Source organism: Enterobacter sp. HK-058-C-ECC (genome assembly GCF_047531125.1).
Classification (GTDB): Bacteria; Pseudomonadota; Gammaproteobacteria; order Enterobacterales; family Enterobacteriaceae; genus Enterobacter; species Enterobacter quasiroggenkampii.
The window spans coordinates 299,733-324,387 of sequence record NZ_JBLKCH010000002.1 but is presented as its reverse complement, the minus strand read 5'-3'; the positions used below and the strand labels follow the sequence as shown (position 1 = coordinate 324,387).

Sequence of the window (24,655 nt, the reverse complement as noted above, 5' to 3'; positions counted from 1 at the left end):
ATGATATTCCTTTGCGGTTGTTTTTATTTAATTACCTGTTGAACTTCCTGAATGAGAAAGTTGTCTCATGCTAAATCACTCCTGAGTAAGAGTAATAAATTATAATTGTTACGAATTAAGTAAAATCTAAACCGAATAAATCAACGGTAATAGTCATTGGTTTGATGAATGTCTTAATGCAAAATATATGAAATTAAAATTATTAATCAGTCGTTAAGTAAGTTATTCTTGGCGGCGTTATATGCCTTTAAGATTATTTATCCATAATTCGCGTGAATATTATTTAGGAAACTAAATAGATATTTAATGATTATCTGGATTCGCCCGGTGTGAATACACCGGGTTTTTTTATGGCAAAAACAAGCCCGGACACGCCGGGCTGAGAAACTAGTCGCTGGTCGATTTTTCGGCTTTACCCGCCAACTGCGCCAGGAAGTCATACCGTTTTTGCAGATCGGCCGCGGCGTCTTTCCATAGCTGTTCGGCCACTTCCGGTTGCTGTGCGTTAAGGCGACGGAAGCGCTGTTCCTGCATTAACGTCTCGGCCAGGGCATCTGACGGTGGACGAGAGTCCAGCGCCAGCGGTAACTTACCTTCGTCCGCACGGCGCGGGTCGAACCGGTACAGCGGCCAGAAGCCGGTCGCGGTCAGCTGTCGCATTTGATCGTGGCTGAGTGCCAGGTCGTAGCCATGCTCTTCACACGGGCTGTAGGCAATGATCAGCGACGGGCCTGGATATGCTTCCGCTTCCTGGATAGCCTTCACCGTCTGGTTAAGCTGAGCCCCCAGCGAGATTTGTGCGACGTAAACGTGACCGTACATCATCATGCTCACGCCGAGATCTTTACGTGCCTTGCGTTTGCCGTGTTCACCGAATTTCGTCACAGCGCCAAGCGGCGTCGCTTTCGACGCTTGACCACCGGTGTTGGAATAACACTGCGTATCCAGAACCAGAATATTGACGTTTTCGGTCAGGCTCAACACGTGATCCAGTCCACCGAAGCCGATATCGTAAGCCCAGCCGTCACCGCCAATCAGCCAGATTGATTTTTCAACCAGCGCGTCCGCGTCGGTCAGCAGCTGTTCAGCGCCCGCTACGCCCTGAAGCGCCTGACGTAGCTCAGCAACCTGCTCACGACGTACCTCTGGCGTCGCGTCCGCGTGAAGCGCGTCATTGAGCCCGGCGGGGATCTGCCCGGCAAACTGTTCCAGCAGGCGCATCACGCGTGCGCGGTGCTGGTCAACGGTCAGGCGGAAGCCCAGGCCAAATTCGGCGTTGTCCTCGAATAGCGAGTTTGCCCACGCGGGACCGCGACCGTTGGCGTCAGTGGTGTACGGCGTGGAGGGCAGGTTACCGCCATAGATAGACGAACAGCCGGTAGCGTTGGCAATCAGCATCCTGTCGCCGTACAGCTGGGTAAGCAGCTTGATATACGGCGTTTCACCGCAGCCTGAGCAGGCGCCGGAGTATTCAAACAGCGGCGTGATCAGCTGTGAAGTGCGAATATCAATGCGTTCCAGTTTGCTGCGATCGATTTCCGGCAGATTCAGGAAGAAGTCATAATTGACCTTCTCCTCTTCAACATGCTCCAGACGCGACATCATATTGATGGCTTTGATCTCCGGGTTCTGCCTGTCTTTCGCCGGACAGACCTCGACGCACAGGTTACAGCCGGTGCAATCTTCCGGCGCGACCTGCAGAACGTATTTCTGTCCGCGCATATCGCGGGATTTCACATCCAGCGAATGCAGGCTGGCCGGCGCGGCCTCCATCTCTTCCGGTGACACCACTTTGGCGCGAATGGCAGAGTGCGGGCAGGCCGCCACGCAGTGGTTGCACTGGGTACACAGCTCTTCCTTCCAGATGGGGATCGCTTCGGCGATGTTTCGTTTTTCCCAGCGGGTGGTGCCCATCGGCCAGGTGCCATCTGGCGGCAGCGCAGAGACGGGCAGGGCATCACCCAGCCCGGCCAGCATCGCCGCCGTCACGGTCTTCACGAAATCAGGCGCCGCATCGGACACGACCGGAGGGCGGTTCGGGCTTGCGGCGTTGACCGGCTGCAGCGGCACCTCGAACAGCGACTCGCGCGCCAGCGCCAGCGCCTGCCAGTTACGCTCGACCAGCTCCTGGCCCTTGCTGCTATAGCTTTTGGCAATCGCGCCCTGCAGTTCCGCCAGCGCGCTGTCGCCCGGCAGGATATTCGTCAGATGGAAGAAGGCCATCTGCATAACGGTATTGATACGCGCGGCAAGGCCACATTCGCGGGCAATTTTCGCCGCATTCACCACAAAGAAACGGGCTTTTTTCTGGTTCAGCACCGCCTGCACTTCCTGCGGCAGGCGCGACCAGACCTCATCTGCGCTGTATGGCGTATTCAGGAGGAAAATACCGCCAGGCTTCAGGCGCTCGGCCATCTGGTATTTATCGATAAACTGCAGCTGGTGACAGCCAACAAAATCAGCCTGAGAAATAAGATACGCAGAGCGGATGGGCTGTTCGCTCACCCGCAGATGGGAAACGGTCAGACCGCCGGCTTTCTTGGAGTCATAGACGAAGTACCCCTGGGCGTACCACGGCGTGGAGTTTCCGATGATTTTGATGTTGTTTTTGGTCGCAGAGACGCTGCCGTCACTGCCCAGACCATAGAACAGCGCCTCGAGTTTGGCGGTTGAGGGCAGGGTGTTTTCCGGCAACGACAGGGACAGATTGGTCACATCATCATAAATGCCGACGGTAAAGCGCGGCTTGGGCTTCGCTTCGCTGAGCTCGTTGAATACCGCCAGCACGCAGTCCGGTCCGAACTCTTTGGAGGACAAACCATACCGCCCTCCGATCACGCGCGGCAGCGTTTCACGTTCGCCATGATTAAAGGCTTCGGCCAGGGCCGTCATCACATCCAGATACAGAGGTTCCGCCTGGGCGCCCGGCTCTTTGGTGCGATCGAGTACCGCAACGGTACGCGCGCTCTCCGGCAGAGCAGAGAGGAGATGTTTCGCCGAGAACGGCCGATAGAGACGCACTTTAAGCACGCCAACCTTTTCGCCGCGCGTCAGCAGCTCGTCAACAACTTCCTCGCAGGTGCCAATGGCAGAGCCCATCAACACAATGACCCGTTCCGCCTGTGGATGGCCGTAATACTCAAAGGGTTTGTATTCCCGACCGGTCGCAGCGGCAAAGTCATTCATCGCCTGTTCAACATGGTCGTAAACCGCGTTGTACCACGGGTTCGTGGCCTCGCGGGACTGGAAATAGGTATCCGGGTTCGCCGACGTGCCGCGAATCACCGGGTGTTCCGGATTCAGGGCGCGGGCGCGATGCGCGTCGATATCCGCCTGCGGGAGGAGATTCAGGATTGTTTCGTCAGCCAGCGGGACGATTTTGTTAATTTCGTGAGAGGTGCGGAAACCATCAAAGAAATGAATAAACGGCACCCGGCTTTTGAGCGTGGCGATATGCGAGATTAAAGCAAAGTCCTGGGCTTCCTGAACGCTACTGGCGCACAGCATCGCGCAGCCGGTCTGGCGTACGGCCATCACGTCTGAGTGATCGCCAAAGATAGAGAGCGCGTGGGTGGCAACGGTCCGCGCAGCAACGTGCAGAACGAAGGGGGTCAGTTGCCCGGCGAGTTTGTAGAGCGTCGGGATCATTAACAACAATCCCTGAGAAGAGGTGAACGACGTGGAAAGCGCGCCGGTCTGAAGCGCGCCGTGCACCGTGGCAATCGCACCGGCTTCAGACTGCATTTCAACTACTCTCGGGACATCGCCCCAGACGTTTTTTAACCCGTTACCCGCCCAGGCGTCCGCCTGCTCAGCCATGGTCGAACTTGGCGTAATCGGGTAGATGGCGATAACTTCACTGGTGCGAAACGCGACTGAGGCAACTGCACCATTACCGTCAATAGTTTGCATAGGACAACACCCTTACATTGCGCAAAAAATAGGGGTCTGTATTACGACGACAAACCCTGAATATTATCTGTGTATTCTAGCAAACGGGGGATTTTACGATTTTCGCTTTTGTGTCCTCGGTATTCTCGCCATCAATGTGTAGATCAAACTTTTGGCGAAAAAATTGCGAGAAATTGTTTCTGGAGCGCATAAATACGCACTTCCGCTCTCGACGACACGGGATGGGATGCCTATTATGCATAGGTTTCGCATTATTCATGGGGGAGAGAGCATGCGCTCAGCATTTTGGGTAGGGTGTGCCGCATTATTGTTGTCGGCATGTAGCAGTGAACCCGTTCAGCAGGCAACGGCAGCCCACGTGGCGCCGGGAATGAAGGCGGCGATGTCCAGCTCGGGTCAGGCTAACTGCGCGATGATTGGCGGCTCGCTGTCGGTTGCCCGCCAGCTTGATGGTTCTGCGATTGGGATGTGCGCCTTGCCAAACGGCAAACGCTGTAGCGAACAGTCGCTTGCCGTTGGAAGCTGCGGTAACTACTGATTATTCTACACGCTTAAACATCAGCGTTTTATCGGCTGTCGCCAGCGTTAACTGGTCTTCCGTCAGGTCGACCTGCGCCCCTTTGCGCAGCATGTCGCCGATGGCCTGATCCAGCTCATTCAGCTGCGGTTCAGTACAGAGCTTGCGCGTCATGGCCAGCGTTTTCACTTTAAGCTCGCCTTCGGACAATTTCCCCTGTCCGTTGAAGCGGTTACACATCTGGCCAGAAACGCTGATGTTATTCACCAGGCTGATATCAGGCAGGGCACTAAAACTGATCTCAGGTTGCGTTGTCGCGGTCTTAACGGCCTTACCGTTCACATTTTCCAGCACAAAGCGGTGGTTCTGAAGTTGCTCCGGCTGAACGGAGGCTTTACCCGGATTAACGCACCCGGTAAGGACAAGACTGATAACACTTAACGCAATGAGCTTTTTCATTTTTCTTCTCAAACTATAAATACTGTGAATCTTTTTCCAGTGTAACGATACTCTGCCGTGCGTTAATGGGGTTTATCTGAAAGTGCGGGGGGAAGGAGACGGGCAACGCTGCGGTTGCCCGGGATGAAGTTAATGCGATTTAAACCCTGCTGCCGTCATCAGCATACGGAAGAGCATACTGACCGCAGCCAGCGCCAGTACGCTGCCGCCCCAGATAATGGCCAGCCACAGCAATCTTTTCCAGACCGGTTGTTGCATCAGTGATAACCCTCCCCATGCTGAACTTTGCCGCGGAAAACGTAGTAACTCCAGAAGGTGTAGACCAGAATTACGGGAATGATCAACAGCGCGCCGACCAGCATAAAGCCCTGGCTTTGCGTCGGTGCGGCGGCCTGCCACAGGGTGATCGACGGTGGAATAATATGCGGCCAGATGCTGATCCCCAGCCCGCTAAAGCCGAGGAATATCAGCCCCAGCGTCAGGATAAACGGACGGCTATGGCTGGCTGGATTATTCAGGCAGCGCCACTGGTACAGGCTAAAAATCACTACCAGCGCAGGGACGGGCAGCAGATAAAACAGGTTCGGCAGCGTAAACCAGCGCGCGGCGATGGCCGGTTGCGCCAGCGGTGTCCAGAGGCTAATGGCGGCAATAAACGCCAGCAGCACGATTAACAGTGTTTTCGATACTTCACGCATCCGCTGTTGCAACGCGTTTTCGCTTTTCATCACCAGCCAGGTCGAGCCTAACAGCGCGTAGGCCACCACCAGGCCCGCGCCGCAAAACAGGTTAAACGCGGTAAACCAGTCAAAGGGGCCGCCGGTATAGGCCCGGCCGGTGACGGTAAAGCCGTTAATGACGGCGCCCACCGTCACGCCCTGGGTAAACGTCGCCAGAATGGAACCACCTATAAACGCCTTATCCCAGAACGGACGGTGCGCCGGCGTGGCTTTAAAGCGAAACTCAAATGCCACCCCGCGGAAAATAAGTCCGATCAGCATTAATGTGAGCGGAATGGTCAGGGCATCAACGATGACTGCATAGGCCAGCGGGAATGCGCCGAACAGGGCGGCACCGCCCAGCACCAGCCAGGTTTCATTCCCGTCCCAGACCGGCGCGACGCTGTTGACCATCACGTCGCGATCGTCGGCGTTTTGCGTGGCCGGGAACAGAATGCCGATCCCCAGATCAAAACCGTCCATCACGATATACATCAGCGTGGCAAAGACGATGATCACAAACCAGATAATGGAAAGATCGATACCCATTATGGCTGCTCCTTATGTTCAGTTGTGACGGCAGAAAGCGGGCGCGCCGGACGTCCATCGGACTCGGTGGCGAAAGACTCATGCGGCTGCGGGCCTTTTCGGATGAGGCGCACCATATAGCTGTAACCCACGCCGAATACCGAGGTGTAAACGACGAAGAAGGCCAGCAGGCTCACGCTCATATGCAAATCACCATGGGCAGAAACCGCATCCTTCGTTCGCTGAAGCCCATAGACCACCCACGGCTGGCGGCCCACTTCGGTGGTGATCCACCCGGCCAGAATGGCAATCAGCCCGGATGGCCCCATCAGCAGCGCAAACCACAGGAAAGGGCGCGATGAATAAACGCGCTTTTTATAGCGCAGCCAGAGTGCCGTTACCCCAAGCAGCAACATCAGCATGCCCAGGCCCGCCATAATGCGGAACGACCAGAAGACGATGGTGGAATTCGGGCGGTCTTCCTTTGGAAACTCTTTCAGCGCCGGAACCTGTTTATCCAGACTGTGCGTCAGAATAAGGCTGCCGAGCGCGGGGATCTCCAGTCCAAAGCGGGTGCGCTCCTGCTCCATATCTGGCCAGCCAAACAACAGCAGCGGGGTCGACTCACCCGGCGGGTTTTCCCAGTGGCCCTCAATGGCGGCGATCTTGGCGGGTTGGTGCTTTAAGGTGTTCAACCCGTGCATATCGCCAACCAGGGCCTGGATGGGGGCGACAATCAGCGTCATCCACAGTGCCATCGAAAACATTGCCCGGATGGCGGGGGTATTATTCCCGCGCAGCAGATGCCATGCCGCGGATGCGCCGACAAACAGGGCACTGCTCAGGAACGCGGCTATCGACATGTGCAGCAGGCGGTAAGGAAAGGAGGGGTTAAACACCACCGCGAACCAGTCCACCGGCACCACCTGACCGTTGACGATCTCGTAGCCCTGCGGGGTCTGCATCCAGCTGTTTGAAGATAGGATCCAGAAGGTAGAGATGATGGTCCCCAGCGCGACCATGCAGGTAGCGAAGAAGTGCAGCCCAGGCCCCACTTTGTTCCAGCCGAACAGCATTACGCCGAGGAATCCGGCTTCGAGGAAGAAGGCGGTAAGCACTTCGTAGGTCAGAAGCGGGCCGGTAATACTGCCCGCAAACTGTGAAAAGCCGCTCCAGTTGGTGCCAAACTGGTAGGCCATCACCAGCCCGGAGACCACGCCCATGCCAAAGTTGACGGCAAAAATCTTCGACCAGAAATGGTACAGCGAGCGCCAGACCGGATTTTTTGTTTTCAGCCACAGCCCTTCGAGCACGGCAAGGTAGCTTGCGAGACCAATGGTGATGGCCGGGAAAATAATGTGAAAGGATACGGTAAAGGCAAACTGTATCCGCGCAAGGTGAAAAGCATCTAAACCAAACATGCAAAACTCCGCGATGTAATTATGTCGATGCCATTCTAAGCCGCACCAGCTCTGGGTTGCAGAAACAGACCTCTGTTATTTATCTATAACAGTTCTCATGCCAACCTGAGTTGTAGCTCTTGTTGGGCGGCCATTTTTCCGCCCTGAAGAGGTTCATTTTCGTAATGCCCAGAGATAAATCAACATGGCATTGAGCAAAAATGAAAAGATGAAAAGCAATAGCGTATAGCTTTCACTCCATTCGAGTTCAGTTACAAAACCAAAATGTCTGGTAAAGAGATGATAAAGTAATACATCAGGCATGAAGTAACATACAAGGGAGTAAATAACAAACAGCATCAATGTTTCAATAACCCAGGTCAGGGTATGCTTTTTTGCATTCATCAATATACCTGTATTGTTCCAAGTGCATCTAATCCAGCAGCGACTTTAAACGTGCCGGATGCGAGTAGACCATGCATCAGTATTCTGTAGTGGGAGTGATTTGGTAACGTAATACATCCATTACTAATTCCAGACTGTCCCGCAGGGTGTAACCGGAAAGAACCGCGTTCAACGTTATTGATAAAAGTTCTGTCATCGATGTGAGTATCGTGGCGGTAAAGAGCAAACCAAAAGTCACGGTTTGAACCGCTTTCCAACCCTTTGATTGCGTCATGCCAGTGAGTACCAAGCCCGCCTCGTGGTCGTGTCACGATATAATAGAGTCCTGGTGGTAAGGGGCCCACCTCAGCAGTAGCAACGGCATCAGGATTATTTCTGTTATTCCCCGAGTTTCCAGAATATGCGGGAAAAAAGCCTAAACCAGGACAGCTCAAAGTAGAAAGCTGATAGCCATTCAAATGAAAAGTACACCGAATCATCTGTCTTTCCACTCGTCAGAAAAAATAATATTACCGTCACAGTGCTTCCAGGTTATTTTTTCGTAACGCAGGGCGATACTTTCCAGATGGTTATGTTTCTCTGTTGCCGGATTTTTAACGTCGTGCATGAGTGGACATATAGATACCACCTTGACATTCTCTAACTGCATATTGAAGTACTCAACTTCCTGCCCGGAATCGTTGATTTTATACCACTTAAATTCCGCACTTTTCAGCGTCTGACCTTTTGCAACGGCTTTGTAGAGATAGGGGCTAGAACTGTCGAATTCCTTCTCAAAAACGAGGGCTGAATGAATACGGGTACCCGTTATTTTTCCTGTCATGTTATCTGTCGGTAGATGCAGTCCGTGACCGAATCCTAACACCTCAATACTTCCTTCCCGATCTTGTACATCAACAGCGCCTTTGATATCTGCGCCGCCATCATCTTTGAGCCAAAGGTATGCTGGAATGGCCATCTCAAACTCCTTTTTTCTTTAACAATTCGTGTTTTAACGAATGTTAATACTCCCGGTGTGATAAGGTTATTAGGCAAAAAGTGTTATGCAAAATATTTATATTTCATTGATTTATAGGAATTTTGTTTGTAATTGACTTAACCTATAGTTAGTGCCAACCTTAGGATTTATGAATAAAAACATTCTTTTTATGAATTTTCCGCATTAAACCGCTTGCTTTGTCGTCAGCGCCGTGCGTTAATGGTCTTCTGGTTTTGAGTCCAAATAAATATCTGACGTAGTTTTTAAAGCAGTTCTCATCACGTTGTGCCTCTCCGCAGCCTCTCTTGGGTCTTTATCTACATTCCGATTCGTTTTGTTTAAAACCATTATGCCCAATCGGCCCATTAGTAATTTACGTTTTAACGTTTCAGGAGAATCCTATGACTTCTTATATCCATTTTCGCTGCCCATGCTGCCATGGTTCGCAGTACCGTACCTCAGCCTTTGACGTGTCTGAGAAAAACCCGTTTGGCGCGAAATGCATTTTTTGCAAATCGCCGATGATCACGCTCGACCACTTGGCCGCCGCGCATTCCGCTCAGAGCCACGTGACCGAATACCGTAAGTAATTCATCTTCCAGACTATAACAGTTAGCTAAATCTTCTCTTTTTCTCCTGCTGATATACACTATCGATCATAAGGAGAATCTGATGAAAAAATACCAGCGTCTGGCGCAACAAATTATCTCGCAGATTGAGCTTGGCGTATGGCTGCCGGGCGATAAGCTGCCTTCCCTGCGAGAGCAGGTGGCGAGCAGCGGCATGAGTTTTATGACCGTTGGCCACGCGTATCAGATGCTGGAAAGTCAGGGGCGCATCGTCGCCAGACCGCAGTCGGGCTATTACGTTGCCTCGCGCCCGACCGCACAACAGCCTGCGCCACCCGCTCAGGTGATGCGTGACGAAGCGGTGGATATCAATACCTATATCTTCGATGTCTTACAGGCCAGCCGCGACCCCTCCGTAGTTCCCTTTGCTTCCGCGTTTCCCGATCCCCGGCTTTTCCCGCTTCAGCAGCTCAACCGCTCGCTGGCTAACGTCAGTAAAACCGCGACGGCGATGAGCGTGATTGAGAACCTGCCGCCGGGTAACGTCGATCTCCGCCACGCCATTGCCCGTCGTTACGCTCAGCAGGGAATGAACATCTCCCCGGAAGAGATCGTGATCACCGCAGGCGCGCTCGAGGCGCTGAATCTTAGCCTGCAGGCGGTGACCGAGCCGGGTGACTGGGTGATTGTCGAAAACCCCTGTTTCTACGGCGCGCTGCAGGCGCTGGAACGCCTGAAGCTTAAAGCGTTGTCGATTGCGACAGACGTCCGCGAGGGGATCGATCTCAACGCCCTTGAACAGGCGCTGAATGAGTACCCGGTTAAAGCCTGCTGGATCATGACCAACAGCCAAAACCCGCTCGGCTTCACGCTGAGCGCGGAGAAAAAAGCGCAGCTTGTCGCGCTGTTAACACAGCACAACGTCCCGCTGATTGAAGATGACGTCTACAGCGAACTCTATTTTGGCCGCGAAAAGCCGCTCCCGGCGAAAGCGTGGGATCGTCAGGACATGACGCTTCACTGCTCGTCCTTTTCAAAATGTCTGGTGGCCGGTTTTCGCATCGGCTGGGTTGCAGCAGGAAAACACGCGCGTCGCATTCAGCAGCTGCAGCTGATGAGCACGCTCTCAACCAGTTCTCCCATGCAGCTGGCGCTGGTGGATTACCTGGCGACCAAACGCTACGACGCCCACCTGCGCCGCCTGCGGCGTACGCTGGCCGAGCGGAAGCAGCAGGCCTGGCAGTCACTTCTGCGCCATATGCCTGCCGGTGTCAAAATTCACCATAACGACAGCGGCTACTTTTTATGGCTGGAACTGCCGGCACCGCTGGATGCGGGGCTGCTGAGCGAAAAGGCCTTAACGCACCACATCAGCATTGCCCCGGGAAAGATGTTTTCCACCTCTGACGCGTGGACGCCGTTCTTTCGTTTTAATACTTCCTGGGCCTGGGGAGAGCGGGAAGAGCAGGCGGTCATTCAGTTAGGAAAATTAATTAGCACGATGCTGGAATAATCCTTTCTCCGTTATTTAAATCATCAATTCTTATCCTGATGACGGCACTGCGAATATTTCGTGGTGACCTGTCATAGGAAATCTGCATACCGTCTCTCGCGCCTAACTCCTTGTCTATAATCCAGTTAACGGGGAATGCGCCCTCGGTCACACCTTGATGAAATTTCCTGAAGCCGTACGGTGCGGCGCATTTGCGCGGTCTACGTTTAATAAGGGAGATATTTTTACGGCACGGCTGCCGCTAAATTTCATTGCGACAGGAGTAACTCTTATGAGCAAAAATTTTGCCCGCAGCAGCCTGTGTGCGCTCGGCATGACCATCATGACAGCGCAAGCCGCAGAACCCCCCAAGGCCATTGGTGACGGGGAAGGTCGACTGGATATTATCGCCTGGCCGGGATACATCGAGCGGGGGCAGACGGATAAAAACTACGACTGGGTCACCCAGTTTGAAAAAGAGACTGGGTGTGCGGTCAACGTCAAAACGGCAGCCACGTCGGATGAAATGGTCAGCCTGATGGCGAAAGGGGGATACGATCTGGTGACCGCCTCAGGTGATGCCTCACTGCGGCTGATCATGGGCAAACGCGTCCAGCCGATTAACCCGGATCTTATCCCCAACTGGAAAACCCTCGACGAACGGATTGTGAAAGGGGAATGGTTTAACGTCGGGGGCAAGGTCTACGGCACACCATACCAGTGGGGGCCAAACCTGCTGATGTACAACACCAAAACCTTCCCGACGCCGCCGGACAGCTGGAGCGTGGTCTTTACTAAACAGGATCTGCCGGACGGTAAAACCAATCAGGGACGCGTGCAGGCGTATGACGGCCCGATTTACATCGCCGATGCCGCGCTGTTCGTCAAAGCCACGCAGCCGCAGCTGGGTATCAAAGACCCGTACCAGCTCACCGAAGCACAGTATGCCGCCGTGCTTAAGGTGCTTCGCGACCAGCATGCCCTGATCCACCGCTACTGGCACGACACCACCGTCCAGATGAGCGACTTCAAAAACGAAGGCGTCGTGGCCTCCAGCGCCTGGCCGTATCAGGCGAATGCGCTGAAGGCCGAGAACCAGCCCATTGCCACCGTCTTCCCGAAAGAGGGGGTGACAGGCTGGGCGGACACCACCATGCTCCACGCGCAGGCTAAACACCCGATGTGCGCCTACAAATGGATGAACTGGTCGCTAACGCCGAAAGTGCAGGGCGATCTGGCAGCATGGTTTGGTTCCCTGCCTGTGGTTCCGGAAGGGTGTAAAGCCAGCACGCTGCTGGGCGATAAAGGCTGCGAAACAAACGGTTATAACGAGTTCGACAAAATCATGTTCTGGAAAACCCCCATCGCAGAAGGCGGCAAATTTGTCCCTTACAGCCGCTGGACGCAGGATTACATTGCCATCATGGGCGGTCGTTAATTGCCCGGGAGCAGAACATGACGTACGCAGTCGAGTTTAACAATGTTTCCCGCCTGTACGGCGACGTCCGGGCGGTGGATGGGGTCACCATTGCGATTCGTGACGGAGAGTTTTTCTCCATGCTGGGGCCTTCGGGCTCCGGCAAAACCACCTGCCTGCGTCTGATCGCCGGTTTTGAACAGCTGTCAGGCGGCACGATCTCTATCTTCGGCAAAGAGGCGAGCGAACTGCCCCCCTGGGAGCGGGATGTGAACACCGTGTTTCAGGACTACGCGCTGTTCCCGCATATGTCGATCCTCGACAACGTTGCCTACGGGCTGATGGTCAAAGGCGTCGACAAGAAAAAACGCCATGCCCAGGCCCGTGATGCCCTGGAAAAAGTGGGCCTGAGCTTTGCCATCGCCCGCAAACCTTCACAACTTTCCGGCGGCCAGCGTCAGCGTGTCGCCATTGCCCGCGCGCTGGTGAATGAACCGCGCGTCCTGCTGCTGGATGAGCCTTTAGGGGCGCTCGATCTCAAGCTGCGGGAACAGATGCAGTTCGAGCTGAAGAAGCTTCAACAAGAACTCGGCATCACCTTTATTTTTGTCACCCACGATCAGGGCGAGGCCCTTTCCATGTCGGACCGGGTGGCGGTGTTCAATAACGGGCGCATCGAGCAGGTGGATACCCCGCGCGATCTCTACATGCGTCCGCGCACGCCGTTTGTCGCCGGTTTTGTTGGCACCTCTAACGTTTTTGATGCGGGCCTTGCGCAGACACTTTGCGGGATGGAGGGCACCTTTTCCCTGCGCCCTGAACATATTCGCCTTAATGAACAGGGTGACGTTCAAGTTCAGGGCGTCGTGCAGGCCGTTCAGTATCAGGGGGCTGCCACGCGTCTGGAGCTGAAGCTCGCCGATGGCGCCAAACTGCTGGTGAGTCAGGCTAACTTCAGTGACGTCTCGCCGCTGAGCGGCATTGCGCCAGGGCAGGCGGTCATGGCGTCATGGTCACGCGACGCGATGATCCGCCTTCACGAGGAGAGGTGAAATGGATATGAGTGTCGCGCATCCTCCCGCCCCGCGCGGCCGCTTAAGCCGCATGACCGCACTGTTCTGGCGTAAACCGTCGCTCGGCCTGTTCCTGCTTCTGCTTGCGCCGCTGATGTGGTTTGGCATCGTCTATTTAGGATCGCTGCTGACGCTGCTGTGGCAGGGGTTTTACACCTTTGACGATTTCACCATGACGGTCACGCCGGATCTGACGCTGGCGAATATTCAGGCGCTCTTCAACCCGGCAAACTACGACATCATCCTGCGAACGTTAACGATGGCGATTGCGGTGACCATTGCCAGCGCCATCCTCGCATTCCCGATGGCCTGGTACATGGCGCGATACACCAGCGGCAAGTGGAAGGCTTTCTTCTATATTGCCGTGATGCTGCCAATGTGGGCGAGCTATATCGTCAAAGCCTATGCCTGGACGCTGCTGCTGGCGAAGGACGGCGTGGCGCAGTGGTTTCTCAGCCATCTCGGACTGGAGCCGATTCTGACCTCAATCCTGACGCTCCCGGCAGTGGGCGGTAACACCTTGTCCACCTCCGGGCTGGGACGGTTTCTGGTCTTCGTCTACATCTGGCTGCCGTTTATGATCCTTCCCGTCCAGGCGGCGCTGGAGCGCCTGCCGGCCTCGCTACTGCAGGCCTCAGCCGACCTCGGCGCACGTCCCCGTCAGACGTTCCGCTATGTCGTTCTGCCGCTGGCCATTCCGGGCATTGCGGCGGGATCTATTTTCACGTTTTCCCTGACGCTGGGGGACTTCATCGTTCCTCAGCTGGTCGGCCCGCCGGGCTATTTCATCGGTAACATGGTCTACTCCCAGCAGGGCGCTATCGGCAATATGCCAATGGCCGCCGCGTTTACGCTGGTTCCCATCGTGCTGATTTCTCTTTATCTGGCGTTCGTGAAACGTCTGGGAGCATTCGATGCACTCTGAACGCGCACCGCTGTTCCTGAAAGTGGCAGCGTGGGGAGGCGTCATCTTCCTGCACTTCCCGCTGCTGATTATCGCGACCTATGCCTTCAACACCGAAGACGCCGCCTTCAGCTTTCCGCCACAGGGGCTGACGCTGAAATGGTTTAGCGTGGCGGCGGGGCGCGGCGATATTATCGAATCCGTGACGTTGTCACTTCAAATTGCCGCGCTTTCCACCGCCATTGCCCTTGTGCTTGGCACGCTTGCTGCAGCAGCGCTGTGGCGAAGCGCGTTTTTTGGCAAGAATGCGATCTCTCTGCTGCTGCTGTTACCGATTGCGTTACCGGGGATCATCACCGGTCTGGCGCTGCTGACGGCTTTCAAAACGATCAATCTTGAGCCGGGGTTTTTCACCATCGTTGTCGGACACGCCACCTTCTGCGTGGTGGTGGTGTTTAACAACGTGATTGCCCGGTTCAGACGCACCTCCTGGAGCCTGGTGGAAGCGTCGATGGATCTCGGGGCTGACGGGTGGCAAACCTTTCGCTACGTGGTGCTGCCCAATCTGGGTTCCGCGCTGCTGGCCGGGGGAATGCTGGCGTTTGCCCTGTCGTTTGACGAGATAATCGTCACAACATTTACGGCGGGACACGAGCGCACGTTACCGCTGTGGTTGCTCAACCAGCTCGGGCGTCCGCGCGACGTGCCCGTCACCAACGTTGTTGCTCTGCTGGTGATGCTGGTGACAACTATCCCCATTCTGGGAGCCTGGTGGCTAACCCGCGACGGCGAAAACATTGCCGGCAGCGGGAAATAACAGTGAATTCAACAGGAAAATGCTATGCAAAAACATCTGCTGATAAACGGTGAGCTGGTTGCCGGAGAAGGTGAAAAACAGCCGGTTTATAACCCGGCCACCGGAGAGGTACTGCTGGAAATTGCTGAGGCGTCAGCGGCCCAGGTCGACGCGGCGGTGCTGGCTGCTGACCGTGCTTTTGCGGCGTGGGGACAAACGACGCCGAAAACCCGCGCCGAGTGCCTGCTGAGGCTGGCGGATGCGATTGAAGCGCACGGCGAGGCGTTTGCCCGGCTCGAGTCCCTTAACTGCGGTAAGCCGCTACACTGCGCGCTGGGTGATGAAATCCCGGCGGTGGTCGATGTTTTCCGTTTCTTTGCCGGGGCCGCCCGCTGCCTGAACGGCCTCGCCGCTGGCGAGTACCTTGACGGCCACACGTCAATGATTCGCCGTGACCCGGTGGGTGTGGTGGCCTCTATCGCGCCGTGGAACTACCCGCTGATGATGGCAGCCTGGAAGCTGGCCCCCGCGCTGGCAGCAGGGAACTGCGTGGTGATTAAGCCCTCTGAGATCACGCCCCTGACCGCGCTTAAGCTGGCAGAGCTGGCAAAAGATATCTTCCCGGCGGGCGTTCTGAACGTGCTGTTTGGTCGGGGCAAAACGGTCGGCGACCCGCTCACCGGACACGAGAAGGTCCGCATGGTTTCGCTGACCGGTTCGATCGCGACCGGGGAACATATCATCGGCCATACGGCGTCCTCGATTAAACGAACCCATATGGAGCTGGGAGGCAAAGCGCCAGTGATCGTGTTTGATGATGCCGACCTCGATGCGGTGGTCGAAGGCGTGCGGACGTTTGGTTTCTACAATGCCGGACAGGACTGTACGGCGGCCTGCCGCATTTATGCCCAGAAGGGAATTTATGCCCAACTGGTGGAAAAGCTGGGTGCCGCGGTTGCCAGTCTTAAAATGGGTGCTCCGGAAGACACCTCGACCGAACTGGGACCGCTCAGCTCGGCCGCCCATCTTTCACGCGTCTGCCAGGCCGTCGATGAGGCGAAAGCGCTCGGTCATATCCGGGTTGTCACCGGCGGGAGCAAAAAAGAGGGGGCGGGCTACTACTTCCAGCCAACCCTGCTGGCGGGGGCAAAACAGGACGATGCCATCGTTCAACGCGAGGTGTTTGGCCCGGTGGTGAGCGTCACCGAATTTGATGACGAGGCGCAGGTGCTGGCCTGGGCGAACGATTCGCAATACGGCCTGGCGTCATCGGTCTGGACCAAAGACGTGGGGCGCGCCCATCGCCTGAGCGCGCGCCTGCAGTACGGCTGTACCTGGGTGAATACCCATTTTATGCTGGTGAGCGAAATGCCGCACGGCGGCATGAAATTATCGGGCTACGGGAAAGATATGTCGGTCTACGGGCTTGAGGATTATACGGTCGTCAGGCATGTCATGATCAAACACTGATCCGCTCAGCCTGGTCGCTTGCGCGGCCAGGCGTTCTCCTTGCCCGCCACACGTGTTACGTAACATACTCAATTGTTATTAACCGTAATTTTTAAGTGGTTATTCTGTAACGAAAAAACTTGATCTGTGTCAACATATGACGCATATTGCGTGCGGTTATTTTTTCGGCTCTGGTATACAGAATGACGTTGTATCAAAAGATGTTGGTTTTTTACGCAATCATGGCTTCCATCTGCGCATTAATCACCTGGTTCCTCTCTAAAGACCGCAAACGTATCCGCCTGCTGAGCGCTTTCCTGGTGGGGTCAACCTGGCCAATGAGCTTTCCTGTTGCCCTGCTGGTCTCGCTTTTCTGAGGCACGCTTCCAGTTTTAAAAGATGAACATAGCATTCCTGATGTGATAGCTGTATAAATACACAGTGCATCATGAAAGGAGTGCTTATGAACAGTTTTTACTCGCAGCAGGCCGGTTGCACCGTGCGCTGGCACGACTTGCCCGGTACCGGCGATCCCGTGGTGTTCATTCACGGGCTGGGCTGCGCCTCTTCCTATGAATATCCCCGCGTCGTTTGTGACCCGCTGTTTGGCGCGCGCAGAGCGATTCTCATCGACTTGCCCGGCAGCGGCTACAGCGATAAGCCTGAGCACTACAGCTATAAAACCACTGACCAGGCGCACGTTGTCGCGGAACTGATTGACCATCTTGAGCTGGATTCCTTCTGGTTATATGGCCACAGCATGGGCGGCAGTATTGCTATCGAAACGGCGGGGCTGCTGGCAACGCGCGTGAAGGGACTGATGGTGTCAGAGCCCAATTTTCACGCGGGTGGGGGCATGTTCAGCCGGTCTATAGCGGCGCAATCCGAGCAACAGTTTCTGGAGCACGGATATGACGCCATGCTCAGCGCAGAAAAAACAGCATGGGCGGGATGCCTGCAGAGCAATGCCGCTTATGCCGTCTGGCGCGGTGCATCTGGCCTGGTCGCGGGCGTTGAACCGGAATGGGAAGCGCAGTTCCTGTCACTCTCTTGCCCGGTAACGTTGATTTTTGGCGAGCTCTCTCTGCCGGATGACGATGTGGAAAATCTCCAGCAGAAGGGCGTTGAGGTGAAAATTATTCCTGCGGCGGGGCACTCAATGTCCTGGGAAAACCCCTCTGCGCTGGCGCGGGCCTTAGCCGAATGTATGACGATGTGATTATTGTGCAATGTATCATCGTTGCGAAATGTAGGCCGGGTAAGCGCAGCGCCACCCGGCAAGAAGGGCGGCTACTTTATTAAAGCCCGAAGTGCCTGACGTGCGTCAGGCTGAACATCATGCGGGTGCTGGTAATCAATGCACTCTATCGCGCGGCTATAGAGTGCGACCAGCCAGTCGTAAACATATGCGGTAGCCGCATGGACCGGCTGTTCTCCCAGGCGCGTCAGGCGAGGTTCGGCGCTGCTGACCACCGGCGTGACGAAGATAGCGTGGCCCTTACGGATGCGGCTTGCCGGACGCGTCGCCACGGGCGTCTGGTCGTAACCCAGCCAGCCAACGAAATTGCCCATCACGGCATGCAGTTGCGCAGCGCTACTTTTGTCTGCTTCGACAATTCGCTGCAGCTGTTGAGGCAGATTCAGCCGGTAGCTGGTGACGACCAGCACATCCGCGATTTGCTGTAACACCTCAGGATCCAGCCCAAGACGGGCGGCGGTCGCCTCGTTGCGGCTCCACTGGCGCAGATGATTTATCCATACTCTGTGCGCCAGACGCGCTTTGTCTTTGGTCTGGAACAGGCCTGCGCTTTCCTGGGCATTATCAGCAAACAGGTCAATGGTATCCGTAAACAGCCCGTTAACCTGCTCCTCGCGCGGCTGCTGAACGGCCAGCAGCGCTTCAAAGGCCTTCAGCGGCGGCAGCAGGCCTTCAAGCAGCTCGCCGTGGCGGGCGGCACTGCTTTGCAGCATGCGCACCATGTTTTCTGCCTGAGCGCGTCTGGTACCCGGTTCCTCAACCAGCGGTGCCAGATAGCTTTGCATCAGCGCCGAGAGCTCCTGATGCAGCGCATTTTTCAGCGTGCCGAGACGTTTCTGTCGCTGCGCGGGCAACGTGGCCTGAGACAGCCACTCAATGACGCGCTGCATGCTGTGGCTGTCCAGGGCCTGAAGGGTGCCCCAGCGCAAGCCCGGCTTTCCGAGCAGATGCTGTACGGCTTCGTCGAGATTCTGCCGGGTGGTAAAGCGGGCGTCATGCGGGGTGATCGCCCACACCAGTCCCGGCAGGGCTGATTCTTCGGCAGGCTGCGTCTCCCTGACCCAGTTCATTAACACTTTTGCTTTTTTGGCCGTCTGTTCGTGCTGCGCCGTCGCGTTGCAAATGACCAGCACATCCGGCTGGAGCTGTTGACGATAGTGCTCAAGCAGCCACTGGGATTTCGCCTGGCGTAGCGGATCGGCATGGTGCTCTTCAAACACTGGGATATCAATGATATCAACATTATCCAGCGCGCCGCTCTCAACGGGCAGCACCACTTCGCGGGTCAGGAAGGCCAGCACATCGACCGGGAGGCTGATGGCGTTAAGCATTTCACCGTTGTTCAGCGGATGGAGAAGCGTCTCCTGTGCATGCTGAAGCGCTATCGAACCGTCGTGCGTCAGGAACCCTTCACCCGGCAGCCCAAAGCTGTCCACCAGCAGGCTAAGGGGGGCCGCAAGCTCGCTGGCATGGCTGGTCTGGTGCAGCACATGGGCCAGGTTTAACCACTGCTGGGTCAGTTCCTGCTGTTCGCCCCAGAGCAGCGCCCAGACGCTGGCTCGCGTGCTGAGATCGAGTGAAGGCACCAGTTGGGCAAACTCATGCCACAGGGCATCATCAACTTGCTGTTTCGCTGCGGGTACCGTGCTCTGCCAGAAACGGGCAATTGCCCCCACTTCCTGAGCGGTGATGCCGGGCACGCCCTGCGGCTGGCGCAGGCCGCGCCATTTCTCCAGACGTGTCTCGATGACCGCCTTATCCACCGCGCGCATCTGCGGATGCAGCGTCGTGCGGGCAATAAACAGCTGTACCAGCTCGGCCTCGGTGACCAGGCTCAGGCGCAGCGGAAACGCCTCATCAAGCGATTCCGGGGTTTCCCGGGTGAAGCGGACGGGCATATTGGTCAGGGCATGTCCCGGATTGATATGCGAAAAATAGTCAAAGGTGCGCTGGCCTGGCGTCACGTTCAGGCGTCCATTGCCGCTGCCGCACAGCGACAACAGCAGGTGCGCTTTCGCGCACTGCGAATGGCCGTAAAGCCCAATGCTGCTCTGGCGGGTCATGGCGCGTTCAATGGCCTGCTCCCGCGCCTGCACCGCGTTGATGCGAGCAAGCAGGGCGTCGGCATCGTTATCCAGCACAGGGGCGGTCAGGCGCGTCTCGTTAATCCACCCGATTAAGGCCTGAGTGGTGTTCGTGGTCGCTGTCATTTCAGGTATACGCTCCCGCTGTCGATCCAGTAGTGGCTACCGCTGTGTCGGCGATCGGCCAGGGTATTCAGTTTGAAAGTTAATGCGTCAGGCGCCACCGGCGTGCCGTCCTGCAGCCAGGCATCGCTCAGCTCGAAGGCCTCCGGACCTTCCTGCTTGCTGCCGCCGCAGAGCTTGAGCCGCACGTTCAGCACGCCGTCGCCGGCAATCGCTTTTGCCAGTTCGGCCGAGTTAATGCTGAGCGTGTAGAGCGGCGTGGCCGGCCAGCGCGCGTTTGCCAGCTGGCGGAAGCCGAGAGTCACGTTACCGCGCAGCGGGAAGTGCAGACGCGCATCAAGCTTCGCGCCGGGTTTATCAAGATCGATATCCTGATACCAGACGTTTTCCTCGCGCAGGGTATTGACGGTGTTATCCAGCACGCCCAGATAGCGCACGGTGGAATACGCGCCAATGTCCGCGGCTTTAAAGTTGAAGCGCGGCAGACGCAGGTCAAGCGCCAGGCTGCAGAGCATGGCCCCCACGGCAGCGGTCGATTTCGGGTTGCCAATGCGCCCTTGCTGACTGAACGGATACCACTCATGTACCTGGTATTTATCCAGCCAGACGATGCGGTTGACCGGCACCGGCTGCAGGTGACGAATGAGCGCCTGAACCCCAGGCAGGCAACCCGGGCGTCCGGTGATCAGCAGAATGTCGCAGCTGTAATGGGAAATCGCCTCACACACCGCATGGAGCGGGGAGGCCAGCGTAAACTGCCCGGCCAGCATCGCATCCTGCATTTCGCGGAAGTTCACATGCAGCGGCACGGCGAAAAGATCGAAAGCGTCTGAACCCGCAGGCAGGGCATGATCGATCGCCTGCTGCAGATAGTTCATCACGTTGCGGGTCGGCTTTTGCGGCAGGAGGTCGCCAAAGGTGGCATGCAGACCGGCCAGCGGATCGTCAACGTCGCTGGATTCCCATCCGGCAAGAATGGCATGGCCAATCGGCATAAAGAGCTGCAGCGCCGTTTGCTGGCGCAGTACGGCCTGGGTATCAATGCGCCCGGAGTCACCGAACAGCGAGGCCATCAGCAGCGAGGCATCCGCGATACCGGATTTCTGCAGCTGCGTTTGCAGAGCGGGCAACACGTAGCGCTGAATCACGTCCAGAAGCGTATCGTCGCCCGCGACCTTAAACCCTTCGCGGAACAGCAGCTGCGGGGTGATTTTGACGTTATTGCCGGAACCGTCGTCCAACTGGTAATGGGTGATCGCCATATCCGTTGTGCCGCCGCCGATGTCGATGGACGCGACGCGCAACGCGCGCCCCGGCTGGCTGCCCGGCTCAGGCTCACGGTCCGGACGGGCAAGGGAGGCGAAGAAGGCTTCGGTCTGGCCGCCAAAGCGGGAGATGGCTTCGTTATACAGCCAGACCAGCTGACCGCAGCTGGCTTCATCCCACTCCATCTGGATTTCAGGTACCGGCACCACGCTTTTTTCCTGCTGTTTGCGGGTGACAAAATCCTCATCCTGCGGGTGCCATCCCATCGCTTTCCAGACAATCGCGATGGCTTCAAACATGCGGCGACGGAAGATCTCGCGCTCCTGCTTTGGCATGGCGGAGGGCAGCGTCAGGATCAGCGTGCGCAGCTGGCGCGGCGAGGCAGGGAAGCCCAGACGCAGGCGCGTGGCGACGCTGTTGATCTGCCCCAGCGCCTGTGCCAGCAGCTCGCACAGCATATGGGTCATCAGGGTGCTGCGGCTGTATTGCGGCGAGAAGACCGGCAGGCGCTCGTCCTGCGGCAGCGTGAAGAGCGGCTCGCCGTCATCGTTCATCAGGTTCATCAGCGGGAACGCGGTGGCAAGCGGTTCACGCTGGGTCTTGCTGTTCATCTGGCTAAAGCGCCAGTCCTGCACGACCGGGGTTTCATCCCACAGGTAGCGACGCGGGCTGGAGATACCGCTGTTGCCTTCGGTTCCCAGACGCTGCATCGCCAGCTTGCGGGCCTCATCGCCGACGCGGACAATCGACGGCCAGACAAACGCGTCTTCGCGACCGCTTTCCACCGAGAAGTGCTGCTTGCCAAAACGTGCTTCTGAAAACTCGAGACGGCTGGTGAACAGCGGCTCGTTCAGGAACTGCGGCTCGCTGAGCGAGCGAACCTGCAGCTCGGCTGTCTGACGCAGCCCATCGTTCGCATCGCCGTGGTCTTCAATAATGACGCCGCAGGTGTGGGTGTTACCCACGTCGAGGATCAGGTCGACCGGAATGGCTGGCGTGCTGAGCGTATGGGTGACAAATTTCACTTCCGGTACGGTGAGCTGTTCACCGAGCATGGTCAGCAGGTTAAGCCAGTGGGCCTGATATTCAAAACTGCGCATCGCCTGCTGCAGGTCGCGTTCAGAGCGGTTCTCAACGCCGTCGGCATACTGGGTAAACGCCTCACGCAGCCAGCCGTCAATCCAGGTCTGATCGAGGAAACTGTCTACCTCGTTATCGCGCCACGCCAGCGCGAAGCGGGTGCCGTTCAGAATATCGTTTTCCACCGGAGAGAGCGCGGACGTGGCATGATCGGCAATCTGGCTGTCAAGCGCGAGGGTGACGCGGTGCGTATTGCCTGCCGTGTCCGGGGTGTCAAGCTTGCGCACCTGAACGCGCGCCCAGTTATCCGGCCCTTCAACAAAGGTCCGCGGCGGGTTGAAGCGCAGGAACGGAACCGGAAGCCAGACGCCATCCAGTACCGCCAGCGACTGATGCAGCGGGATAGTGGTTTCCGGTTTGACCACTTCTGGCTGCCCGCCATTCATGCCGGGCAGAGTATAGCGACCGTTGACCAGGTCGAAATCGAGGCGCAATAGCGGGCCGTTCGCGGTTTTACGTACGAAGCGCCCGTTGCTGGCGGAGTCCTGCGGCGTCAGACCGAAATCGAGGAACTGCACGCCGCTGTTGGCAATAAGCGTGACGCTTTGTTTATAGTCGCAAAGATTTACCAGCATAAGATCAGGCACCTGCTTTCTTGAACGTCAGTGGGACGACGGTGTTGGCATCATAACGGGCGCGACATTCTGCGATATCGCTGGTGCCTGCTTTACAGGCAATTTCCGGCATCGGGTAGCGGGAACCGTCGGTGCAGCGGGCAGTGCCGCGACTCTTAATCATCAGCTCGCCATTGCTGTGCAGCCCGGAGAAGACCTCCGCGCGGCAGACAATGTTGTCGCCATGGACAACGCGGGCGAAACCTTTATTGTTCTGGATCTGATAGCGCAGCGACGGCGGCTTGCCGGTAACCGGATCTTTCACATCGAGGATGGCGCGCCAGGTGCCGTTCAGGAAGCGCGTCGATCCCGCTTTTACCTGATTCGCTTCCATCACCATGGCGTCTTTCGGGATGGCGACAATCACCACCGGAGCGAGCTGTGGCGCAGGAGCGGCCGGAGCGGCTTCTTTTTCTTTGCTGGCCACGACCTCCGCCTGATGCAGCGGTAGCTTCATCGCCAGCGGCTCAACCGCTTTGATCGGTTTTGGCGCAATCTCCACAGGTTCAGGTGTGGGAGCCGGGCCGGGCTCAGCGGAAGGTGCCTGTTTTGGCCACAGCAGCGGGGCGGCAATGGCGGCGACGATCACGGCGGCAACCGGCAGGGTCCACAGGGGAACGCGGCGCTTTTTCACGACGTTCGCCGGAGCAGGCGCCTGAACAGGTTGTGCAACGGCGGGGGCCGGTTCGGGCTCATACAGCTCCTCCGGCGTAATACGCACCACCGTGGAAGGGGCGATCAGCGGCTCGTCAGCATGCTCAAAGGTCATCACCGGCTCTGGCTCAGGCTCGGGTTCAGGATCGTCAATCACAACGGGGGCTGGCTCAGGGATCAGCGATTCACGCAGGCAGTCGAGGACATCGTCGCGCGCGTTCTCGTTCAGGTTTACAAACCCCCAGAAGCTAATGACCGGCTTTCCGTCCACCAGGAAGAGGAAGTTTTCGCCCGGAAACTGAAACGCCTTTGACAGCAGAGAGCCAAAAAGCTGTTGCGCGGTTTTAGGCGACTGCAGGCATTTCTTGCTTAATGACTCGACGCTGGCGAGCGTGTTTTCCAGATAGCGCAGGGCGCGATAGCGATCATCTTCATCGGCCGCTTTCCAACTGATTACGCTCCCTTCAACCGGGGAATACCAGTCCACGCGGTCGCCGCTGTCGTTGACCTGAGGAATCGCCAGACAGTCGACGATGGCCTGTTGTTTGCGCAAACGGAGCGCTTCCCGGATTTGCAACGCTGATTCGAAAACGGCTTGTCCGCCGCCGCCAACGGCCTGAAAATCATCCAGATTACCGCTGCGTAAAAGAGTTTTTGCCACGATTTGATCCCATATACTTCTTCACACCATTACTTTAACGAAACGAGGAAGCAAACAAACGGAGGAAGAGACGCTAAAAGCGCCGATTTCTTGCGGCATAGAAAGTGACGGTTGTGCTTGACGAATAATGGCACTTAAGGCAAATCATCTTTTTGAGCGCTGGCGGTTAAAACAGCAAAAAACGCGGCTTTAGAATAACCTGATAGTGTTTCGTTATTTGCCAGGTCAAAACGCCT

At 56.6% G+C, this 24,655-nt stretch carries 20 protein-coding genes; 10 read left to right on the top strand and 10 right to left on the bottom strand.

Features of this window, described 5'->3' with window-relative positions; translation table 11 throughout:
• Nucleotides 1-387: 387 nt before the first annotated feature.
• Complete coding sequence (gene nifJ, locus ACMWJS_RS05575) at nucleotides 388-3,912, bottom strand: pyruvate:ferredoxin (flavodoxin) oxidoreductase (protein WP_252077055.1); 3,525 nt, start codon at nucleotides 3,910-3,912, stop codon at nucleotides 388-390.
• A 271-nt stretch (nucleotides 3,913-4,183) separates the two neighbouring features.
• On the opposite strand from nifJ, the gene ACMWJS_RS05570 reads away from it, so the two are divergent.
• Nucleotides 4,184-4,450 carry a DUF333 domain-containing protein gene (locus tag ACMWJS_RS05570; RefSeq protein WP_023312003.1) on the top strand — a complete coding sequence of 89 codons (267 nt, stop codon included), beginning with the start codon at nucleotides 4,184-4,186 and terminating at the stop codon, nucleotides 4,448-4,450.
• Here ACMWJS_RS05570 and hslJ read toward each other — a convergent pair whose 3' ends face one another.
• The 6 genes from hslJ to ACMWJS_RS05540 all read right to left on the bottom strand — a co-directional run bounded on the left by hslJ (nucleotide 4,451) and on the right by ACMWJS_RS05540 (nucleotide 8,898).
• Complete coding sequence (hslJ, locus tag ACMWJS_RS05565) at nucleotides 4,451-4,888, bottom strand: heat shock protein HslJ (RefSeq protein ID WP_048029814.1); 438 nt, start codon at nucleotides 4,886-4,888, stop codon at nucleotides 4,451-4,453. It abuts the gene before it with no gap.
• 129 nt (nucleotides 4,889-5,017) lie between these two features.
• Nucleotides 5,018-5,146: a DUF2474 domain-containing protein gene (locus ACMWJS_RS05560; RefSeq protein ID WP_008501283.1), complete on the bottom strand. Its 129-nt coding sequence runs from the start codon at nucleotides 5,144-5,146 to the stop codon at nucleotides 5,018-5,020.
• Complete coding sequence (gene cydB / locus ACMWJS_RS05555; RefSeq protein WP_048029815.1) at nucleotides 5,146-6,156, bottom strand: cytochrome d ubiquinol oxidase subunit II; 1,011 nt, start codon at nucleotides 6,154-6,156, stop codon at nucleotides 5,146-5,148. The genes ACMWJS_RS05560 and cydB overlap by 1 nt, the downstream gene beginning before the upstream one ends.
• Nucleotides 6,156-7,556 (bottom strand): cytochrome ubiquinol oxidase subunit I, encoded by a 1,401-nt coding sequence (locus tag ACMWJS_RS05550; protein WP_334760872.1) that lies wholly within the window; start codon nucleotides 7,554-7,556, stop codon nucleotides 6,156-6,158. The genes cydB and ACMWJS_RS05550 overlap by 1 nt, the downstream gene beginning before the upstream one ends.
• Before the next feature lie 383 nt (nucleotides 7,557-7,939).
• A complete protein-coding gene (locus ACMWJS_RS05545) occupies nucleotides 7,940-8,419 on the bottom strand; it encodes a DUF2778 domain-containing protein (protein ID WP_111966591.1) in 480 nt (159 codons plus the stop codon).
• Nucleotides 8,416-8,898: an Hcp family type VI secretion system effector gene (locus tag ACMWJS_RS05540; RefSeq protein ID WP_104948426.1), complete on the bottom strand. Its 483-nt coding sequence runs from the start codon at nucleotides 8,896-8,898 to the stop codon at nucleotides 8,416-8,418. Before ACMWJS_RS05540 ends, ACMWJS_RS05545 begins: the two co-directional genes overlap by 4 nt.
• A 422-nt stretch (nucleotides 8,899-9,320) precedes the next feature.
• Here ACMWJS_RS05540 and ACMWJS_RS05535 point away from each other — a divergent pair, with 422 nt between their 5' ends.
• The 9 genes from ACMWJS_RS05535 (at nucleotide 9,321) to ACMWJS_RS05495 (ending at nucleotide 17,838) form a co-directional block, all read left to right on the top strand.
• Entirely contained in the window at nucleotides 9,321-9,509 is a 189-nt protein-coding gene (locus ACMWJS_RS05535) for a hypothetical protein (protein WP_032645155.1), read from the top strand.
• Between the two features lie 82 nt (nucleotides 9,510-9,591).
• Nucleotides 9,592-11,001: a PLP-dependent aminotransferase family protein gene (locus ACMWJS_RS05530; RefSeq protein WP_032674890.1), complete on the top strand. Its 1,410-nt coding sequence runs from the start codon at nucleotides 9,592-9,594 to the stop codon at nucleotides 10,999-11,001.
• Between the two features lie 271 nt (nucleotides 11,002-11,272).
• Nucleotides 11,273-12,418: a putative ABC transporter substrate-binding protein YdcS gene (ydcS, locus tag ACMWJS_RS05525; RefSeq protein WP_024907240.1), complete on the top strand. Its 1,146-nt coding sequence runs from the start codon at nucleotides 11,273-11,275 to the stop codon at nucleotides 12,416-12,418.
• A gap of 17 nt (nucleotides 12,419-12,435) precedes the next feature.
• Nucleotides 12,436-13,449: an ABC transporter ATP-binding protein gene (locus ACMWJS_RS05520; protein ID WP_032674887.1), complete on the top strand. Its 1,014-nt coding sequence runs from the start codon at nucleotides 12,436-12,438 to the stop codon at nucleotides 13,447-13,449.
• A gap of 1 nt (nucleotide 13,450) precedes the next feature.
• Entirely contained in the window at nucleotides 13,451-14,395 is a 945-nt protein-coding gene (locus ACMWJS_RS05515) for an ABC transporter permease (protein ID WP_262796304.1), read from the top strand.
• Entirely contained in the window at nucleotides 14,385-15,191 is an 807-nt protein-coding gene (locus ACMWJS_RS05510; protein WP_023292290.1) for an ABC transporter permease, read from the top strand. The genes ACMWJS_RS05515 and ACMWJS_RS05510 overlap by 11 nt, the downstream gene beginning before the upstream one ends.
• 24 nt (nucleotides 15,192-15,215) lie before the next feature.
• The gene (gene patD, locus ACMWJS_RS05505) at nucleotides 15,216-16,640 is read left to right on the top strand and encodes an aminobutyraldehyde dehydrogenase (protein WP_414746777.1); all 1,425 of its coding nucleotides are present in this window, start codon (nucleotides 15,216-15,218) and stop codon (nucleotides 16,638-16,640) included.
• 182 nt (nucleotides 16,641-16,822) lie between these two features.
• Nucleotides 16,823-16,996: a GhoT/OrtT family toxin gene (locus ACMWJS_RS05500; RefSeq protein WP_013096478.1), complete on the top strand. Its 174-nt coding sequence runs from the start codon at nucleotides 16,823-16,825 to the stop codon at nucleotides 16,994-16,996.
• Between the two features lie 86 nt (nucleotides 16,997-17,082).
• Nucleotides 17,083-17,838 (top strand): alpha/beta fold hydrolase, encoded by a 756-nt coding sequence (locus ACMWJS_RS05495; protein ID WP_414746776.1) that lies wholly within the window; start codon nucleotides 17,083-17,085, stop codon nucleotides 17,836-17,838.
• 71 nt (nucleotides 17,839-17,909) lie between these two features.
• On the opposite strand, the gene ACMWJS_RS05490 is transcribed toward ACMWJS_RS05495, so the two are convergent.
• From ACMWJS_RS05490 to ACMWJS_RS05480, 3 genes are read right to left on the bottom strand one after another with little or no spacing between them, the layout of a single operon-like run.
• Nucleotides 17,910-20,087: a virulence factor SrfC family protein gene (locus ACMWJS_RS05490; protein ID WP_414746775.1), complete on the bottom strand. Its 2,178-nt coding sequence runs from the start codon at nucleotides 20,085-20,087 to the stop codon at nucleotides 17,910-17,912.
• Complete coding sequence (locus tag ACMWJS_RS05485; RefSeq protein ID WP_008501295.1) at nucleotides 20,084-23,065, bottom strand: virulence factor SrfB; 2,982 nt, start codon at nucleotides 23,063-23,065, stop codon at nucleotides 20,084-20,086. The genes ACMWJS_RS05490 and ACMWJS_RS05485 overlap by 4 nt, the downstream gene beginning before the upstream one ends.
• Nucleotides 23,066-23,069: 4 nt before the next feature.
• Nucleotides 23,070-24,419, bottom strand: a complete 1,350-nt coding sequence (locus ACMWJS_RS05480) for an SrfA family protein (RefSeq protein WP_414746774.1) — start codon at nucleotides 24,417-24,419, stop codon at nucleotides 23,070-23,072.
• Nucleotides 24,420-24,655: the final 236 nt, after the last annotated feature.

Excerpts from the sequence above, each read along its gene's own strand:
- nifJ (WP_252077055.1), bottom strand. The coding sequence starts at position 3,912 with ATGCAAACTATTGACGGTAATGGTGCAGTTGCCTCAGTCGCGTTTCGC.
- ACMWJS_RS05570 (WP_023312003.1), top strand. The coding sequence starts at position 4,184 with ATGCGCTCAGCATTTTGGGTAGGGTGTGCCGCATTATTGTTGTCGGCA.
- hslJ (WP_048029814.1), bottom strand. The coding sequence starts at position 4,888 with ATGAAAAAGCTCATTGCGTTAAGTGTTATCAGTCTTGTCCTTACCGGG.
- ACMWJS_RS05560 (WP_008501283.1), bottom strand. The coding sequence starts at position 5,146 with ATGCAACAACCGGTCTGGAAAAGATTGCTGTGGCTGGCCATTATCTGG.
- cydB (WP_048029815.1), bottom strand. The coding sequence starts at position 6,156 with ATGGGTATCGATCTTTCCATTATCTGGTTTGTGATCATCGTCTTTGCC.
- ACMWJS_RS05550 (WP_334760872.1), bottom strand. The coding sequence starts at position 7,556 with ATGTTTGGTTTAGATGCTTTTCACCTTGCGCGGATACAGTTTGCCTTT.
- ACMWJS_RS05545 (WP_111966591.1), bottom strand. The coding sequence starts at position 8,419 with ATGATTCGGTGTACTTTTCATTTGAATGGCTATCAGCTTTCTACTTTG.
- ACMWJS_RS05540 (WP_104948426.1), bottom strand. The coding sequence starts at position 8,898 with ATGGCCATTCCAGCATACCTTTGGCTCAAAGATGATGGCGGCGCAGAT.
- ACMWJS_RS05535 (WP_032645155.1), top strand. The coding sequence starts at position 9,321 with ATGACTTCTTATATCCATTTTCGCTGCCCATGCTGCCATGGTTCGCAG.
- ACMWJS_RS05530 (WP_032674890.1), top strand. The coding sequence starts at position 9,592 with ATGAAAAAATACCAGCGTCTGGCGCAACAAATTATCTCGCAGATTGAG.
- ydcS (WP_024907240.1), top strand. The coding sequence starts at position 11,273 with ATGAGCAAAAATTTTGCCCGCAGCAGCCTGTGTGCGCTCGGCATGACC.
- ACMWJS_RS05520 (WP_032674887.1), top strand. The coding sequence starts at position 12,436 with ATGACGTACGCAGTCGAGTTTAACAATGTTTCCCGCCTGTACGGCGAC.
- ACMWJS_RS05515 (WP_262796304.1), top strand. The coding sequence starts at position 13,451 with ATGGATATGAGTGTCGCGCATCCTCCCGCCCCGCGCGGCCGCTTAAGC.
- ACMWJS_RS05510 (WP_023292290.1), top strand. The coding sequence starts at position 14,385 with ATGCACTCTGAACGCGCACCGCTGTTCCTGAAAGTGGCAGCGTGGGGA.
- patD (WP_414746777.1), top strand. The coding sequence starts at position 15,216 with ATGCAAAAACATCTGCTGATAAACGGTGAGCTGGTTGCCGGAGAAGGT.
- ACMWJS_RS05500 (WP_013096478.1), top strand. The coding sequence starts at position 16,823 with ATGACGTTGTATCAAAAGATGTTGGTTTTTTACGCAATCATGGCTTCC.
- ACMWJS_RS05495 (WP_414746776.1), top strand. The coding sequence starts at position 17,083 with ATGAACAGTTTTTACTCGCAGCAGGCCGGTTGCACCGTGCGCTGGCAC.
- ACMWJS_RS05490 (WP_414746775.1), bottom strand. The coding sequence starts at position 20,087 with ATGACAGCGACCACGAACACCACTCAGGCCTTAATCGGGTGGATTAAC.
- ACMWJS_RS05485 (WP_008501295.1), bottom strand. The coding sequence starts at position 23,065 with ATGCTGGTAAATCTTTGCGACTATAAACAAAGCGTCACGCTTATTGCC.